We start from the raw sequence: 17032 nt of genomic DNA on the forward strand, positions 1-17032 counted from the left end.
TAACCAACTGAACTACCGCTGCACGTAAGATCTTTAACGTAAAGGCTTGGTGGGCGCTGACGGGATCGAACCGCCGACATTCTGCTTGTAAGGCAGACGCTCTACCAACTGAGCTAAGCGCCCTTAACGTCTTTATCGTTTGTGAGGTGCATTATAGAGAATCTTTACAGGCTGTCAAACGCTTTTCGGCCTGTTTTCGTTTTTTTACAATCGAGTGATTAAAAAATAGGTCAAATGGTATAAAAACAAGGATTTTCTGTATGTTATTTAACAGATTCGTCTAATTTATTTTCTTAAACATGCCAGTCATTTTGGCTAAATCACGCAGTTTTGTTAAGTTTTAGCCTTTTGAATTAAGCCTAATAGTATTCAGCAAAATCACTTTGTCTATTTTTAATCCACATTTTAAATTTCAAGTTTATGTTCGGAAATATAAACCAATGCATTGCAATCAATCAGCTCAAATAATTCCATAACATCAGCATTACGCATACGAATACAGCCATGTGACATCGGCATCCCCATTGGCTCGGTATCAGGTGTTCCATGAATATAGATATAACGTTGATAGGTGTCGCATCCTTCCCCGCGATTAAAGCCCTCTTCTAAACCACTCAACCATAAAATCCGAGATAAAATCCAATCCCGTTCTGGAAACTGAGCCGCCAAATTGGAATCATAAACCTCCCCTGTCGGCTTTCGAGCAATAAAAACAGCATTTTGTGGTTGCTCAGCGCCATGCTTTTCAGCAATGCAATGCCACCCCCGTGGGGTTTTACCACTATTTTCAGTTTCGCCAATGCCATTTTTCCCCGATGAGATCAGATAAAATTTATTCTTTTTAGGCAGTGTTAAAGTCTGTTCAGCTAGATCAATCAAGACGTCTGCATCAGCAATCACATAAGACATCAGTTGTCCTCTATTTGTTTTTTATCTATCGACGTATTTGGTTCAGGGCGTAGCCATAGCCATATTGCAACAATTAACATAGTGGTATTGGTAAATAATTTGACTAAAAATGGCGCATTGGTAAAGAGCATAATCACCCCACTGATCAACATCATGATACTGGCAAACCATTTCGCCTTACGTGGTACAGTCCCATTGGTACGCCATGCCCTTAATGTTGCTCCGTATTTCGGATGATTCAGCAACCAAGCATCCATTTGTGGCCAACCTTTGGATGCAGCCCATGCAGCTAAGATTAAAAAAACAGTTGTTGGCATACCCGGCAAAAGCGCGCCGATAAAGCCTAGGATGACAAAGATCACCACTAAACAACGCCAAAACAACGTTTTCATACCACTTTCCTAAACACCGAATTGCGGTAGTATAAAGTGTTTTTTGGATTTATCCGTTGTCCTTCTGCATATTTCGTTTCTTTTTTAAGGCTCACACATGCATCTCATTTCACAGCATCAATTGTTTGAACCGTGGCTCCAATTTAAACATCCATTGGTTCGTCAGTTGGCTTTTGCTGTAGCAAGTCCAAACATTTTGTCTGCGTTGCCGTTAGAACTCGATATACAACATGCTTTTCATTTTCATCCCTCACAGATCTGGCAACAGCACTTTCAAACCTATTTACCTCGCCTTAAACAGCTCGATCAAGACCCGAAAGAACTTGAAGACTTTATGGTTCAACTGAAAAGTACCCGTCTAGGTCTGCGCTTTGAAATGTTCATGTGGTTTTGGTTACTGGATCATCGCTATCATGCATACGAGTTATTGGGGCATAGTATTCAAATCATTAGTGGTGCTCATACTATAGGTGAACTCGATTTTCTAATTAAAAATACTGAAACCAATCAAATCGAGCACTGGGAAGTTGCGTTGAAATATTATTTAGGTGAAACAGATCTGGGCCTAACCACATGGTACGGTTTAAATCGTACTGATACTTTAAACCGCAAACTAAAACACTTTACTCAAAAACAGTTCCAATTCCAGCAAGCTTTAGATACTGACATTCAGATGCGCTATGCTGTTTTAAAAGGACAACTCTTTCTACCCTTAAAGAATAGTTTCGTGGATGTTGGTGATTTTAACCAATACTCTCTTCCACATTGGCTCAATCCTGACCGGCGCTTGGGAATTTGGGGGACTACCATTCCCAAGGCCGATTTAAATTTTTTCCGCCTACAACGTCAAGAATGGATTTGCCCAAATGCTGTGCCAAGTAGTCTCACTGCCCACTGGTGGACCAATGGATTGTATTTACAAAATCAACACAATCAGTTTTATATGTACCGAAATTCAAGTTTGATTTTTACTTGATTTTGCAGAAGTTACTTTATACAAATATACATAAGACTACATATAGTTACCTATTTCATGTAAAACACTGCTACATTTTAATATGTTTATTTTTTAACCTTATAAAACATCAGAACAGAATCATTTGATGACAACACCAAAAATTTTGGAGATAAACATGAAGAAAATTATTGCTGGTTCACTTGTGATGCTTTTTGTTTTAACGGGCTGTAATACAGTTGCTGGCGTGGGTAAAGATGTATCCAAAGTGGGAGATGCTGTGACCAACTCTGCAGATAAGACTGCCGATAAATTATAATCTGTTCTAAACCCACATAGACCTTATCGTTTCGATAAGGTTTTTTTATTGCTAAGTTTCGCATTCTAGACATTAATCGCCTATTATAGTGCCGACTGTTTTATTGACTCTGAAATCCGCATGACCTCTTCTGCTACTCTCGATTTAAGCCTCCAACTTTTACGCCAGCCATCGGTTACTCCAGTTGACCACAACTGTCAAAATATTATGGCTGAACGCTTAGAAAAAATTGGCTTCAATATTGAATCTATGCGTTTTGATGATGTTGATAATTTATGGGCGCGCAAAGGCACTGAGTCTCCTGTATTTTGTTTTGCAGGACATACTGATGTCGTTCCTACAGGCAATTTAGACGCATGGAACTCCGATCCATTTGCCCCTGAAATTCGTGATGGTAAACTCTACGGACGTGGTAGTGCAGACATGAAAACGGCTTTAGCAGCTATGGTGGTTGCCTCTGAACGTTTTGTTGCAAAGCACCCTGACCACAAAGGGTCGATTGCATTTCTGATTACTTCTGATGAGGAAGGTCCATCTATTAACGGCACAGTTAAAGTGATTGAAACATTAGAAGCACGCAATGAAAAAATGACTTGGTGCTTGGTCGGTGAACCATCAAGTACCCATCAATTAGGTGATATTGTCAAAAATGGTCGTCGTGGTTCATTAAATGCCGTCTTGACAGTCAAAGGAAAGCAAGGTCACGTGGCTTACCCACACCTTGCGATTAACCCGATTCATATGGCATCTAAAGCCGTTGCAGAACTTTGCGATACCGTATGGGATCAAGGTAACGAATACTTCCCTGCAACTTCTTTTCAAGTATCTAATATTCAAGCAGGTACAGGTGCGACCAATGTTGTTCCTGGAACGATGACCGTAACTTTCAATTTCCGCTATTCAACAGAAGTAACCGCAGAAGAGTTAAAAGCACGTGTTTTAGAGCTTTTAGACCGTCATGGTTTAGATTACGACATCAAATGGACACATTCAGGTTTACCTTTCCTCACCCCTGTTGGTGAACTGGTCAACTCTGCGAAAAATGCCATACGTAATGTAACTGGAGTTGAAACGGAACTTTCGACCTCTGGTGGTACATCTGATGGTCGTTTTATTGCTCCTACAGGCGCACAAGTTCTTGAACTTGGCGTTTTAAATGCCAGCATCCACCAAATTGATGAACATGTGAATGTCGCGGACCTAGAACCACTTGCTGAAATTTACGAACAAATTTTAGAAGGGCTTTTAGCATAAGACTTTCAATAAAAAAGGAACTCAGATGAGTTCCTTTTTTATTGAGTACAGATTTAAGTAGATAAACCTAAACTTGCCTGAATTTGATTTAAATTCGGAATGTGATACAACTCTTCACCCATACGTACTAGTTGGAACACTGCAGGGTCATTCGCTGGCGTTTCATCATCTACAATTTCAGAAATACGTAAACGAATCGACTTCGGCATCTCATTACACATTAAAGCAAAACGTTGAGACGCATCATCTCCTTCAATCACCAATGCCACACCTTCCGTCTGTTCAGGACGATTCACGGCATAGACGGGTAGATGTAGATCATGCCACTCTACAGTTTTAACCTGCGTATCACTATCGAGTGCAGACAGTACAATATTTTGTGGTAATAACATGGAATTTTTTCCATGGCATTCAATGATATAAGCATCAATAAAACCTGTTGATACCGTAATCAGATATTGCAACTCTTGCTGGCTGATTTGCTCATTCATGGTCTTTGAAACATTTGCATTCATTTATTTACCCCTGCTTTTCAGCAAGTAACTGCTGAATGTTGGCAAGTAATTCTGCTTCTTGGAATGGTTTGCCCATGTAGTGCGTCACACCCAAGCTGAAAGCACGTTCACGGTGTTTTTCACCCGTACGTGATGTAATCATAATGATTGGTAAGTTCTGATGAATTTCATGGTGACGTACCAAGTTGGTCACTTCGAAACCATCCATACGCGGCATCTCAATATCCAGTAACATCAAGTCCGGTTTAACATTCTCGAGTTGCTCCATAGCATCGACACCGTCTTTTGCCGTCACAATATCAAAGCCTTGTCGCTCCAATAAACGTGACGTTACCTTACGCACCGTGACTGAGTCATCCACAATCATGACTAAACGACGTGTATCTTGATGGCGACCAAAATCACGTTGATCTGTTGCATGTGTTACACGCTTAGTACTGAGGATCTGACGTGCAATATTCTGACCGTCTAGAATCAAGCAAACATGTCCATCACCAAGAATCGTCGCACCCGCAATTGCACCGATACTTGCAAACTGTTGACCGATTGGTTTTACAACAATTTGTGCACGCGAACCAATCAACTGATCAACCAATAATGCAATCGTTTGTCCACTGTTCCCTTTAATTAAAAGTACAGGTAGTGAATGACCAATATTACTCAAACGAGGAATCGGCTGATTAGACAAGAACTCAGAGAGATAACGTAGTTTATAATTTACGCCATCAATTTTGAATTGGTCATCTTTACTATGGAAATAAGTATCTAAAGCCGTTGGAGCAATACGTACAATACGGTCAATCTGTGCCAATGGAATCGCATATTGTTGATCACCTGCTTTCACCATCAAGGCATCACTCACCGCAACCGTGGTCGGTACGCGAATAATGAAGGTTGTGCCAGAGCCAATTTCCGATTCAACAGTAACATGCCCACCTAGCGCCTTAATTTCACTTTGTACAACATCAAGACCTACACCACGGCCAGAAATTTGCGTCACTTCTTTAGCCGTACTGAATCCAGGGTGGAAGATAAACTGTAAAATCTCCTGTTTATCTAGTACTTGGTCGGCTTTAATTAGGCCCAAGTTTAATGCTTTGGCTTTGATCGTACTTTCATCAATACCCTTACCATCATCTTTGAAGGTAACGATAACATCTGTTCCTTGGCGGCTAATGTTGAGTTCAATTTGACCAGTCACTGATTTTTTCGCAGCAATACGCTGTTCCGCATCTTCAATACCGTGGTCAATCGCGTTACGCAACATGTGCTCAAAAGGCGTAACCAACCGCTCAAGAATAGTACGGTCTAATTCACCTTCTGTATTGTGTACGATCAACTCTGTAGGACGGTTCAAGGTCGATGCCGTCTGACGCACAATACGTTGTAAGCGCGGCAGCATACGTGAGAATGGAACCAAACGCGTACGCATTAAACTTTCTTGGATTTCTGCCTGAATGCGTGACTGTTGTAATAACAAGCCTTCAGCATCACGAATCTTCTCAGCCAAAGTGCTCTTAAAGTCAACCAAATCCGAAGCTGACTCAGCGAGAGATTTAGATAATTGATTCAACGATGAATATTGGTCCATTTCCAATGGGTCAAAGTCTGTATAACGCGAATTATCAGAACCATGCTTCGCAATAATTTGGCTCTCAAGCTCACCTTCCATTCGACGCAACTGATCGGCCAAACGTTTAATGGCAAGTTCCATCTCGTTTAAGGTATTGCCAAGTTGACCTAAGTCCATCTCAATACGCGAACGGTTAATCGCATTTTCACCTGATAAATCAATCATTTTCTCAACCAAATCGGCTGAGATACGAATCATCTCATTACCACTATCCAAGTGAGTTGTTTCTTTCCACTCACCCATCATAGCTGGCGGTTCAGTGCCATCACCCTGTACAAACTCAAAACTTGGCGCTGCATTGAGCAAATCTATTTGCGTTACACGCGTCGGCAATTGGGCAATAACATCGACATAGTCAACAGATGCCAAACTATTTTTCAAACCATCATAATTACTAAAATCACGTTTGAAGATGGCTTGCTTCAACCAGACAAACGCAGTTTGCAATAATGGGTCATAAACATTAGAACTAAAATTATGTACCGCAAATTGCTCAAAAATTGTTTCAAGTTCATAAGCAATTGCAGCAACTGGTTCGTTCTCTGCCATACGTGCGCCACCTTTTAAACTGTGGGCAGCACGTTGTAATTGAAGTAACACACTACGGTCACTACGCTGTTCAGTCCATTGCTTCAGTAAGCCATCGGTGGACGCTAAAATTTCTTCAGCCTCTTCCAAGAAAGTTTCTTCAACAATTGATGAAATACTTGTATCGTCAGTTTCATCCGTAGTTACAGCAACAAATTGCTCAGATGCGAGCACTTCACCTGATTCAACTGGCACAGACAAGTCTGCATCAAGTGTAATTGACTCACCCAAAGGAAGTGCTTCGTTCTCAGGGAAAGTTTGTGCATCAAAATCTATCGTCGATGAAGTCTCATCATCGCTGGTCTGCACAGCCACATCCTCAACCGATGCAATTGCCTCAGCTAGAGGTTCAGCAGCCGTCGCAACCGTACCATCAACCAAAGTTTGGATATTGTGTAAGACATTGATGGTTGCTGTGGCTGGATAATCGACTTTCTCTGTTCGAATAACTTGAATACGGTCTGCGACATCATCCTGCACCAAACGAATGATGCTAATCAACTGTGGTGTTGTTTGAATTTGCTGACGAATCACACGCTCATAAATAGATTCTAATTCATGCGCAATTGAACCAATAAATGATGCAGAAATCATATTTGCACCACCTTTTAAGGTATGCAAATAACGCATTAAATTATTGAGTGCTGTTGTATCATTGCCATTTTTAGACCAAGTATTGAGATCTTGGTCCATACCCATCAATAATTCTTCGGCTTCTTCTAAGAAGATATCCAGTAAATCATCATCAAAGTCAGTATTTGAAGTGTTCGATTGTTTGTACTGATGATCGGACGCAATCTGTTGCGAAATTTGTGCAAGATCAAAACTTGGTTGAGACGTATTGCTCGCTACAATGCCTTCATCAACTGGCTCTACCGTTGCAGCTTCTACAGATTCGATATCTTGTTGTACAAAGGCTGTTAAATCATTCAACACTTTATAAACATCATCGGTAAGGATGACACGTTGACCAGCAGCTAAGGTATCGAATAAGTGGATAAACTCTTGATGTGCCTGACCAAATAACTCATACGCATAATCCACATTGAGTAATTCTGGCTTTTCCAGTAAGGCTTGATAACTTGCATACAACTCAGAGGTAAACTCATGAATCCCTTGCGCAGCACGGTTATTTGTAAATTCTACCAGTTGTTTCGCTTGCTCACTCAAGTGCTGAATATATTCTGGATACTCTACTTTTGCACGCTGATCAAACTCAAATTCTGTATCCAGTAAAAGATCAATATTTAATTCGATTAATTTTGAAACCATCCCTTGAGGGTTCAGTTCATTATCTATCTCTTCAAGACTAAAGCCATAGTTATCCCAAGCCGTACTAAAAGTTGAATAAATGACTTCAAGCTGCTCGTTACTACCACGCCCAAGAACATGTAAATAATCACGTACAAATTCGGCATACTGGGTGAGTAACGAAATTTCCTTAGAGGTTGAAACAATTTCTTCTTGCACCAGTGTTTTAAATAGATTTTCAACTTTTGAGCTAGCATTAAATACATGCTCAATTTGCGCCATAGACGAGCTACCACGCAAAGTATGTAAGGCACGGATTAACCCATTGTAATCTTGTACTTTAGTTTCATCAGCATTTAGGAATTGATCAATCGTCTCTAAGTGATCTTCCGCTTCTTCAATGAAGATCGACAATGTTTCCTCAAGAACTTCGTGTTCCGGATGATCAGAATTGATTGCAGCTTCTTCAAATTCAACGACACGCTCAATGCCTTCAGCATCACCAAGCTCCAACCCTGTTAATACATCATAATCATTTAAATGATTAGATAACTGTAGGAGCTCTTCTAGGGCAGGTTCTAAACTCTGATTTTGCTGTAACTGTTGACCAATTAAGACGAGAGGTCGCAAATCTAGCTCAGTTTGTTCGACATTCTTAAAAATGGGATACAGTTTATATTGATAAATTTTAAATACTGTTTTAGCAAATTTCTGAATTGTGGCAGAGATGGGTACTACACCTGAAATCACACGATTCAAGGTATCTTCAACTGCCCATGCGGTTTCGCCAGCTGACTTTGCTCCCACCATCCGACCAGACCCTTTTAAGGTATGGAAATGACGACGAATGCTCACCAATGTCTCTTGATGTGTTGGTTCAGCGTACCACTTTTCGAATAATGGATCTAATTCAACGAAAATTTCTTCAATTTCTTCAACAAAAATTTCAAGAATTTCTGCATCTTGATCTAGATAACTATCTTCCGGAAGCGTTGTCGTTTCAACTAAATGTTTTAATATTTCTTTCATAGCTAGGCTTCTTGCGTTGTCAGCTACCCAAAACAGGTGCATAAACTTCATTATAACCATCACCAGAAACCTGACTTTGTAGACAAAGCCGGTTTAAGCTGATGTGATATCCTGATTTCGGCATGCCACTCAAATTTTGAGTCACATGCCTCCCCCAAAGCAAATGCTTAATCAGGTAATTTAAAGTCAGTTACAGACTCACGTAATGCTTCTGCCATGTTGGCAAGTTCGGATACCGAACGTGCTGTATCGAAAGTCGCACTCGTTGTTTGTGAGGTAATTTCTTGTACGACATTCATCGTCGTTGCAATATGACCTGCAGACGCTGACTGAAGTTTTGCAGCATCAGAAATGCTTGCAATCAATTTCGCCAAGTTACCTGATACGTTCTGAATCTCATCCAGTGCAACACCAGCATCTTTAGACAAGTTGGCACCGCGTACAACCTCAGACGTGGTTTGCTCCATTGAAATTACAGCTTCGTTGGTATCGGTCTGAATCGTTTTTACCAGTGTTTCAATTTGCTTTGTCGCTGAAGCTGAACGTTCTGCAAGACGCTGTACTTCATCTGCAACCACGGCGAAACCACGGCCTGCTTCACCAGCCATAGATGCTTGGATCGCTGCGTTTAAAGCCAAGATGTTCGTTTGGTCTGCAATATCGTTAATTAAGGCAACGATGTTACCAATTTCTTGAGAAGACTCACCCAAACGCTTAATACGTTTAGAGGTTTCTTGAATCTGTTCACGAATGATATCCATACCTTCAATTGAACGGTTTACAACATCAGCACCATTTGCTGCAATTTGTACAGAACGTTCTGCTACCACGGCTGACTCTTCAGCATTCGAAGATACTTGGTCAATGGACATTGCCATTTCATTAATCGCAGCAGATGCGCCCGCAATTTCTTGCGCTTGGTGTTCTGATGCTTCTGCCAACTGGTTAGTAATACCTTGTGTACTTGCCGTATATTGCGCAACCTCTTGAGAAGTTTCTGTAATACGAGATACTAGGTCACGTAACTGGTCAATCGCAAAGTTAATGGAGTCAGCAATGGCACCTGTAAAGTCTTCAGATACTGTCGCATGCGAACGTAAGTCACCATCTGCAAGGTCGGCAATCTCATCCAGCAAACGTAGAATCGCGTTTTGGTTACGGTCATATTCATCTTGAAGACGTGATACACGTTTTTTATCTGACTCGCCACGAAGTACAAGTAATTTGAATACACAGAACAAGAATGCGATCAGCGCTAAAATTAGACCCAATGCAGGAATCGCAATCGCTAAACCAGTACCACCTGATAACTTATTCAAATTGGTTAGCAACGTGTCTGATTGTTCAAAAATAGATGATGATGCTTGACGTACTTTAACGATTTGAGATGAGTTTTTTAGTACTGTTGCCGCTGCAGATTTCAATACATCATCATATTCAGACTGAATACTGGTTAGAGAGTCGCGCATTTCAGGATCATTAATCCGTTCCACACCTAAGTCAGCACTGCCATTTAACTGCGCATTTAGGTAAGAAGCGAAAGTTTCTGTATCTGAGCTAAAGTCATCTGCAGATTCACGTGAGTTGTCTGAACCCGTCAATACCGAACCAATCGAACGAAGAATACGTTCAGCAATGAATACTTGGTTCTTTGCAATCACGACTTGGTTGGCTGGCACATTTTGACGTGCCATTTGGTCAACCATTAAGTTATATTCGGCCTGAATACCAGGAATTGTTTCACTAATTGCGATGTTGGTATCATATAATTGATTAATAATTTTTTGTTGTGATGCAATTAAATCAATATTTGCAGAAACTTTCGTCCACTGCGCATCTACTTCACGTAGCGCATCTGTACTTGCATGAATATCTTTAACAATTTCTAGGTTTTCAGCAAACGACTTTTGCGATTCGGTCAATTTTTTAATCGCTTCAGGCGTACCTGATGCTGTAGCTTCTGTCGCTTGACGTGAAATGGTTTGAGATAAAAGTCGTAACTCACCCACACTACGGGTAAATTCGTTATTTCGCGGTACGCTATAGAATAGGTACAACAGTAGGAAAATTGCTAAAACAATACAAAATGCTGCACCCAAAATTAATGGCTTGGACTTTTCACTATCACCAAATACACGTGAAAACTGTTCCGTCTGCGATTGAATTTTTGCTACTAAAGCATTTCCACCTGAGCGGTTCGTGCTTCCATCTGTATTTTTCTTTTTAAGTTTAAAGCCCATGCAGCTTCTCCCCGATTTACGCCCTTATATTTTCGTGCGCGACAATGATATTAATTTATAAATTTTATAGACGCGTTCATATACTTTGGATTGTCTAATAAGCGACTGAATAAGAAAACATGCCATTGTTGGTTATGTTGATGGAAATACCCTTGGCAATATTCTTTTAAGTTTTGATCTAAATCATCATGCTTAGAAAAAAAACTCTTCTTATTAAAGTGCTGAATCCCCAGAACCTGATCTACAACTAAACCGACATAGTGGTCATTGTGACTTATACAGAGTACTTTTTGAGTTGGTGAATACGTACTACGATGCCCCGACATGTAATGCGCCAAGTCAGCAACAGAGAGTAAACGTCCTCGAATATTTGCCAAACCGACAACCCAAGGTTGGGTATTTGGCACTAAAGTATATTTCGGAGGATAAATAACCTCTGCCACCTCACCTAATGGAGCAACAAAATATTGCCCCATCATTTCAAAAGCAATGCCCGACCAGCGGTTTACCTCATTTTCGTTTGAAACGTAGTTTTTATTGCCACGTTTAGCAAGTCGAAGTAATTCGATAAATCCATTTGCTGCCATAGAGCTTATCCTGCATTCAGGTGTTGCTTAATCACATCAATCAATTGGTTTTCATCAACAGGCTTAGTCAAATAATCACACGCCCCCTGACGCTTACCCCATACACGGTCAGTTGCCTGATCTTTAGTACTGACAATCACCACAGGAATGTGTTTTGTGGTTGCACCACGCGCAATTTGACGTGTTGCCTGGAAACCATTGACGCCTGGCATCACCACATCCATCAACACTAGATCAGGAAGTTCTGCCTGTGCCATGGTCACACCATCTGCACCATTTGACGCTTCAATCACCTCAAAACCGTGTTTCCCCAAAATTTCTTTAAAGCGGAATGTTTCAGTAGGTGAGTCATCCACAATTAAAATACGTGCCATAAATTTCCCCAATTACACTTATATTATTTATGCTGAAACGTGGTTACGAATCGCATTTAATAATTCATCTTTACTAAATGGCTTTGTTAAATATTCATCTGAACCTACGACACGCCCTTTGGCTTGGTCAAATAGACCATCTTTGCTAGAGAGCATCACGACAGGAATGTTTTGATAATTCTGTGAATTCTTGATTAATGCACATGTTTGATAGCCATCCAGACGTGGCATCATGATGTCGACAAATACAATATCAGGATTTGCTTCTGCAATTTTTGACAATGCTTCAAAACCATCTACAGCAGTCACAACCTCACAACCTTCGCGTTGTAATAATGTTTCGGCTGTGCGACGAATAGTTTTTGAATCATCAATGACCATCACTTTAAGATTCTGGAATTTATCGTCCATTTAATATGACCCTTCCCATTTTTAGAATGTTTGTAGAAACAGATTCGTAGACGTTTTACAAGTTACGTACACTTTTAACATATATTTACTTATATTTTCAACGAACAGTTTCAGCATAAAACCACACTTCATCTCCTTTTTAAGAACGGCTTCACACTTTCCGACACACGTCGATTTTTTTTTGACTGATTATATTTTTTATTCCTAAATTTAGGACTAATATAGCACCATTTATTGCTTTTAAATAAGTAATTTAGTCAACTTTAAATGGGGGTATCAATGCTTAGGGAGTTTAATTACAAACTTGCTTTGATCGTGAAAAAAATGATGACTGCAAAAGTCATTTTACTGACTTTGCTTAGTGTACAAAGCATCATGGTCATGGCCGATCCGCCTAAAGCAGTCTGGTATCGTTATTACGATAGTAAAGGTATCGCCAATGTTAGTAGTACGGTGACACCAGATCATATTAGATATGGATATGAAGCGCTCGATACGAATATGCAAGTGATTCAACGGGCACGGCCATACAACGCCAAAAAAGATGCACAATACGCACCCCAAGGAGCTATCGCTGCAAAGCAACGGGATGCTGATCTAAAACTAAAACGTGCTTATACCAACAGTCAAGTAGCAACAGAAAAACGAAATACGGCACTTTCATATATTTTAAAACAAATTAAATTTCAACAAGATGAACTAAAGCAATTACAAAATGACCGAATTGGTTTTTTACGCCAAGAAAAAGAAAATATGCGTAAAGGTAAAAGTAATCCAAAACCACTACAAGATATGCTTGATTATAATTCAAAAAATATTGTGATGAAAAAAGAGCAAATACAGTCATTACAAAGTAACTACCGTAGTACAAAAGCCGAATACGACAGAATTATTGCTCGCTTAAAAACATTTGAATAATTGCACTTGATATAAGGACTTTATTTAATAAAGACAATATTGTGGTAAAAGGATCATAAGCTATAAAAGTATCTCTATTTTTCATTCCAACTCAGGCATGATTATACTTATTGCTCAATGTTTACCCTGCTGATCTCTTTACTCTACCAACTCAAAAATTGAACTTATGATTAATAAGCGGTCAATCATTGCGTTCACGATGACTACAGCACAAATACTCTTAAAAGCCTCTCCCAATGAACGATAGTCGAAGTGAATCCCCCTCTCACGTTCAGGTTAAGGCCAAATACTGAATCATATATCAATGGCATATCCAGTGATTGGCCGTATCATTCCACTCTTGCTATTTACCTCAGTAATCGTTTCTATGATCTGCACTTCTTTAGATAACTTTAAGAACCTTATGCTGCGTCAAGTACATAAAATCATGTCATAATAATCCGCATTTCTCTGAGGTGACATCAACATGTCGCTTCATTTTTCATTGTATACTCTTTGACTTTCAAAGTTTAAAATTTTAGGACAGTTTCCATGCGCGCGAGTCGCTTTTTATTTGCAACGTTAAGAGAAACCCCAAATGACGCAGAAGTGATTTCACATCAACTGATGCTACGTGCTGGGATGATTCGTAAATTGGCTTCAGGTTTATATACTTGGCTGCCGATGGGCGTTCGCGTATTAAATAAAGTTGCAGCGATCGTTCGTGAAGAAATGAACAAAGCGGGTTCACTGGAAGTTTTCATGCCCGTAACGCAACCTGCTGCATTATGGGAAGAATCAGGTCGTTATGTCCAATACGGCCCTGAGCTCTTGCGTTTTAACGACCGTCATGGCAACCCGTTTGTTCTTGGTCCGACACACGAAGAAGTGATTACCGATCTTGCGCGTAATGAACTCAAAAGCTACAAACAATTACCAGCAAACTTCTATCAAGTCCAAACCAAATTTCGTGATGAAATTCGTCCACGTTTTGGTGTAATGCGTTCACGTGAATTCATCATGAAAGATGCTTATTCTTTCCATGCAAACCAAGAATCACTGCAAGAAACCTATGACATCATGTATGATGCATACTGTAAAATCTTTACCCGTTTAGGTTTAGATTTTCGCCCAGTCCAAGCCGATACAGGCTCTATTGGCGGTTCAGGCTCTCATGAGTTCCACGTGTTGGCATCAAGTGGTGAAGATGATATCGCTTTCTCAACTGAATCAGACTATGCAGCGAATATTGAGATGGCTGAAGCTGTTTTAGTGGGCGAACGTGCTGCTCCAACTCAAGCTTTGGAAGTGGTTGATACACCAAATCAAAAAACTATTGCAGATGTATCAAACTTCTTAAAATCTGATCCAGCTCACTCCGTTAAAGCCTTACTCGTTCAAGGGATCGTAACTGAAGAAGGCCAAGCAACACCAGTTGTAGCCTTGTTCTTACGTGGTGATCACGAGTTAAATGAAATTAAAGCTGAGAAACACCCGCGCATTGCCTCTCCATTAACTTTCGCAACTGAAGAACAACTTGCTACACTTGGTTTAACAGCAGGTTTCTGTGGACCACAAGGTTTAGTTGAAAAAGGCTTAACTGTAATTGTTGACCGTGCTGCATCTGTTCTTTCTGACTTCGTTGCAGGTGCAAATGAATTGGATAAACACGTTACAGGTCTCAATTGGGAGCGTGACGCACAGTTTACTGAGGTTTATGACCTCCGTAATGTAGTTGAAGGCGATCCATCACCAGATGGTCAAGGTACGCTACAAATCAAACGTGGTATCGAAGTAGGTCATATCTTCCAATTAGGTCAAAAATATTCAGAAGCTTTAGGCTGTAAAGTTCTAGGCGAAGATGGTAAACCATTCACTGTAACCATGGGTTGTTACGGTATTGGAGTTACGCGCGTAGTTGCTTCAGCAATTGAGCAAAATTTTGATGAAAAAGGGATTATTTGGCCTACAGCCATTGCACCATTTGAAATTGCGATTGTGCCAATGAACGCCCATAAATCTCCACGGACGCTGGAAGCAGCTGAAGCTTTATACACTGAACTTACAGCAGCAGGTTTCGATGTTTTACTGGATGACCGTAACGAACGTCCAGGCGTAAAATTCTCCGATCTTGAGCTTACAGGCATTCCTCATCGCATTGTAATTGGTGAAAAAGGCCTAGATGCAGGTACTTTTGAATATAAAGGCCGTCGTGATGCAGACTCTGTAAATATTTCGAAAGAAGAATTACTCGAAAAAATTGCAAAATAATTTCGAAATTAGAAATCCCGCACAGGTTGCGGGATTTTTTTGCAATTTAGTTTTTAGCAAAACTTTAATCCGCCATAACAGTTTGGCCTAAAATTTTGCCCCTGCAAGGTTAAGTTAGTCAATGGAAAATCCAATGTAGTCGTCATAGGCACATTACCAACAACAAGCGCAGAACCACCAACACATCCTGTCAAAAGATTGCCACAATTTCGTGGATTATCAGTCAAGTCTTTATTAATTCCCGCAATGGTTTGTTTTAGAACTTCATTGGTGATCGCCACTTTAGTCGTTGGGCTTAAGCTACCTAGTTCCACTTCATCTTCCATCGCTAACCACCAACCCTTATTTGCTCCGACAGCAGCTCCAGTCCATAAAACATCTTGAGATTGTAAGGACAATGAAGCAGGATTATTTAAATATAATGCATGAATTAAACCCAGACTTTGATTTACAGTAATGTCCGTTTTCAGGCCTGTAATATTACCTGAGACTTGTTTATCTAAATTTAATAGACCTAATACCTTCGCGGTTAGTTGTCCGCTAAAGTCAATTTGACCAACTGTACCACTGCCTTTCAAAGTCACGTCTTTCATTCGAGTTCCAGATACAATTGTAGAGTTAATAGTAAAAGGCGCCGAAGTAGAAGATAAGTTTAAATTATAATTATTAGAAGTATAGGAAATACTTTGACACGGATCTAAAAAGCCACCTTGGCATGTAGTCCCCGAACTGCTACCAAAGAGTCGTCCTTCAACGACCCCATTTATTGTTAAATTGGTATCTGCATAGGTCATACTGCGGGCTTCAGTCACAGCTGTGCCTGTTGCAGTTTTGGTTTTCATATAGCCACTAAATGTATTAATGCCGTTCGGTGTCGCACTATTTTCCGTGCCAAGTGTCATTAAACCTTTAATCTTTTCAGCACTCAAACGAAAACCCAGTACTTCACGTGTAGCAGCAGAAGTTGGGTTTTTAATAGCGAATTGAATAAATGGATTTGTAATTAAGGCAGAAGTTGCTGCACGCTCATCAGCGGTATAGTTTGAGTTATCAGGAAGTCCACTCAGTGAAATATGATCTATATCAATATCACAGCTACTCGCGCGAATTGCATTATTATCACCACCACAGCCCAATTGTAGCTTTTTAATATTGGCATTCAATTCCATTTCTGCACTAAGAGCCAATTTATAAAAACCAATGTTTGATTGATTATATGTTTTCCCTTGTGCATCTGTTGTATTTGTCCCCTGCTGAAACTCGAGATTAATCAAAGATTGGCCTTCAATTTCTGAAAGTTCTTCATCATTTAAAGCAGTCATCGCATAACTTTGACTCAAACCCAAAGTTGCAGTAATCAAAACTGAGATTAAAGACTTATTCATCTTACTTATTCCTTGTCTTTCT

At 40.1% G+C, this 17032-nt stretch carries 14 protein-coding genes and 1 tRNA gene; 5 read left to right on the plus strand and 10 right to left on the minus strand.

All coding sequences use genetic code 11. The features are described 5' to 3' along the window. Positions 1 to 47: 47 nt before the first annotated feature. The 3 genes from B4F08_RS13625 to B4F08_RS13635 form a co-directional block, all read right to left on the minus strand. Positions 48 to 123: transfer RNA gene (locus B4F08_RS13625), tRNA-Val, on the minus strand. Positions 124 to 405: 282 nt separating this feature from the next. After that, positions 406 to 909, minus strand: coding sequence for a cell wall-recycling L,D-carboxypeptidase ElsL (gene elsL / locus B4F08_RS13630; RefSeq protein ID WP_119063570.1), 504 nt, complete (start codon positions 907 to 909; stop codon positions 406 to 408). Then, a complete protein-coding gene (locus B4F08_RS13635) occupies positions 909 to 1301 on the minus strand; it encodes a YbaN family protein (RefSeq protein WP_291374779.1) in 393 nt (130 codons plus the stop codon). The genes elsL and B4F08_RS13635 overlap by 1 nt, the downstream gene beginning before the upstream one ends. Positions 1302 to 1398: 97 nt before the next feature. Here B4F08_RS13635 and B4F08_RS13640 point away from each other — a divergent pair, with 97 nt between their 5' ends. From B4F08_RS13640 to dapE, 3 genes are all read left to right on the plus strand, one after another. Beyond that, positions 1399 to 2277 carry a DUF1853 family protein gene (locus tag B4F08_RS13640; RefSeq protein ID WP_291374780.1) on the plus strand — a complete coding sequence of 293 codons (879 nt, stop codon included), beginning with the start codon at positions 1399 to 1401 and terminating at the stop codon, positions 2275 to 2277. Between the two features lie 157 nt (positions 2278 to 2434). Then, a complete protein-coding gene (locus B4F08_RS13645) occupies positions 2435 to 2575 on the plus strand; it encodes an entericidin A/B family lipoprotein (RefSeq protein ID WP_086208511.1) in 141 nt (46 codons plus the stop codon). A gap of 120 nt (positions 2576 to 2695) precedes the next feature. Next, the gene (gene dapE / locus B4F08_RS13650) at positions 2696 to 3829 is read left to right on the plus strand and encodes a succinyl-diaminopimelate desuccinylase (RefSeq protein WP_110974349.1); all 1134 of its coding nucleotides are present in this window, start codon (positions 2696 to 2698) and stop codon (positions 3827 to 3829) included. Positions 3830 to 3882: 53 nt separating this feature from the next. Here the strand turns inward: dapE and B4F08_RS13655 are convergent, their stop codons facing one another. The 6 genes from B4F08_RS13655 to pilG form a co-directional block, all read right to left on the minus strand. Then, complete coding sequence (locus B4F08_RS13655) at positions 3883 to 4344, minus strand: hypothetical protein (protein ID WP_086208513.1); 462 nt, start codon at positions 4342 to 4344, stop codon at positions 3883 to 3885. 4 nt (positions 4345 to 4348) lie between these two features. Beyond that, complete coding sequence (locus B4F08_RS13660) at positions 4349 to 8845, minus strand: Hpt domain-containing protein (protein ID WP_291374782.1); 4497 nt, start codon at positions 8843 to 8845, stop codon at positions 4349 to 4351. 167 nt (positions 8846 to 9012) lie between these two features. Further along, entirely contained in the window at positions 9013 to 11085 is a 2073-nt protein-coding gene (locus tag B4F08_RS13665; protein WP_086208514.1) for a methyl-accepting chemotaxis protein, read from the minus strand. Between the two features lie 50 nt (positions 11086 to 11135). Next, positions 11136 to 11672: a chemotaxis protein CheW gene (locus B4F08_RS13670; RefSeq protein ID WP_086208515.1), complete on the minus strand. Its 537-nt coding sequence runs from the start codon at positions 11670 to 11672 to the stop codon at positions 11136 to 11138. A 5-nt stretch (positions 11673 to 11677) separates the two neighbouring features. Then, positions 11678 to 12046 carry a response regulator gene (locus B4F08_RS13675; RefSeq protein ID WP_004694491.1) on the minus strand — a complete coding sequence of 123 codons (369 nt, stop codon included), beginning with the start codon at positions 12044 to 12046 and terminating at the stop codon, positions 11678 to 11680. A gap of 27 nt (positions 12047 to 12073) precedes the next feature. Further along, on the minus strand, positions 12074 to 12457 hold the full coding sequence (pilG, locus tag B4F08_RS13680) for a twitching motility response regulator PilG (RefSeq protein WP_086208516.1): 384 nt from the start codon (positions 12455 to 12457) through the stop codon (positions 12074 to 12076). 279 nt (positions 12458 to 12736) lie between these two features. On the opposite strand from pilG, the gene B4F08_RS13685 reads away from it, so the two are divergent. Next, positions 12737 to 13375, plus strand: coding sequence for a hypothetical protein (locus B4F08_RS13685; protein WP_086208517.1), 639 nt, complete (start codon positions 12737 to 12739; stop codon positions 13373 to 13375). A 531-nt stretch (positions 13376 to 13906) separates the two neighbouring features. Beyond that, positions 13907 to 15625 carry a proline--tRNA ligase gene (locus B4F08_RS13690; protein ID WP_291374786.1) on the plus strand — a complete coding sequence of 573 codons (1719 nt, stop codon included), beginning with the start codon at positions 13907 to 13909 and terminating at the stop codon, positions 15623 to 15625. Between the two features lie 53 nt (positions 15626 to 15678). On the opposite strand, the gene B4F08_RS13695 is transcribed toward B4F08_RS13690, so the two are convergent. After that, positions 15679 to 17010 (minus strand): hypothetical protein, encoded by a 1332-nt coding sequence (locus B4F08_RS13695; protein WP_291374787.1) that lies wholly within the window; start codon positions 17008 to 17010, stop codon positions 15679 to 15681. Positions 17011 to 17032: the final 22 nt, after the last annotated feature.

It is taken from the genome of Acinetobacter sp. UBA6720, from assembly GCF_002454215.1.
GTDB lineage: Bacteria > Pseudomonadota > Gammaproteobacteria > Pseudomonadales > Moraxellaceae > Acinetobacter.

What these genes read in the sequence shown, in the direction of transcription:
- B4F08_RS13670 (WP_086208515.1), bottom strand. Translation starts at nt 11,672, where the DNA reads ATGGCAGCAAATGGATTTATCGAATTACTTCGACTTGCTAAACGTGGC.
- dapE (WP_110974349.1), top strand. Translation starts at nt 2,696, where the DNA reads ATGACCTCTTCTGCTACTCTCGATTTAAGCCTCCAACTTTTACGCCAG.
- B4F08_RS13675 (WP_004694491.1), bottom strand. Translation starts at nt 12,046, where the DNA reads ATGGCACGTATTTTAATTGTGGATGACTCACCTACTGAAACATTCCGC.
- B4F08_RS13660 (WP_291374782.1), bottom strand. Translation starts at nt 8,845, where the DNA reads ATGAAAGAAATATTAAAACATTTAGTTGAAACGACAACGCTTCCGGAA.
- B4F08_RS13685 (WP_086208517.1), top strand. Translation starts at nt 12,737, where the DNA reads ATGCTTAGGGAGTTTAATTACAAACTTGCTTTGATCGTGAAAAAAATG.
- B4F08_RS13665 (WP_086208514.1), bottom strand. Translation starts at nt 11,085, where the DNA reads ATGGGCTTTAAACTTAAAAAGAAAAATACAGATGGAAGCACGAACCGC.
- B4F08_RS13640 (WP_291374780.1), top strand. Translation starts at nt 1,399, where the DNA reads ATGCATCTCATTTCACAGCATCAATTGTTTGAACCGTGGCTCCAATTT.
- B4F08_RS13635 (WP_291374779.1), bottom strand. Translation starts at nt 1,301, where the DNA reads ATGAAAACGTTGTTTTGGCGTTGTTTAGTGGTGATCTTTGTCATCCTA.
- B4F08_RS13690 (WP_291374786.1), top strand. Translation starts at nt 13,907, where the DNA reads ATGCGCGCGAGTCGCTTTTTATTTGCAACGTTAAGAGAAACCCCAAAT.
- B4F08_RS13695 (WP_291374787.1), bottom strand. Translation starts at nt 17,010, where the DNA reads ATGAATAAGTCTTTAATCTCAGTTTTGATTACTGCAACTTTGGGTTTG.
- B4F08_RS13655 (WP_086208513.1), bottom strand. Translation starts at nt 4,344, where the DNA reads ATGAATGCAAATGTTTCAAAGACCATGAATGAGCAAATCAGCCAGCAA.
- B4F08_RS13645 (WP_086208511.1), top strand. Translation starts at nt 2,435, where the DNA reads ATGAAGAAAATTATTGCTGGTTCACTTGTGATGCTTTTTGTTTTAACG.
- pilG (WP_086208516.1), bottom strand. Translation starts at nt 12,457, where the DNA reads ATGGACGATAAATTCCAGAATCTTAAAGTGATGGTCATTGATGATTCA.
- elsL (WP_119063570.1), bottom strand. Translation starts at nt 909, where the DNA reads ATGTCTTATGTGATTGCTGATGCAGACGTCTTGATTGATCTAGCTGAA.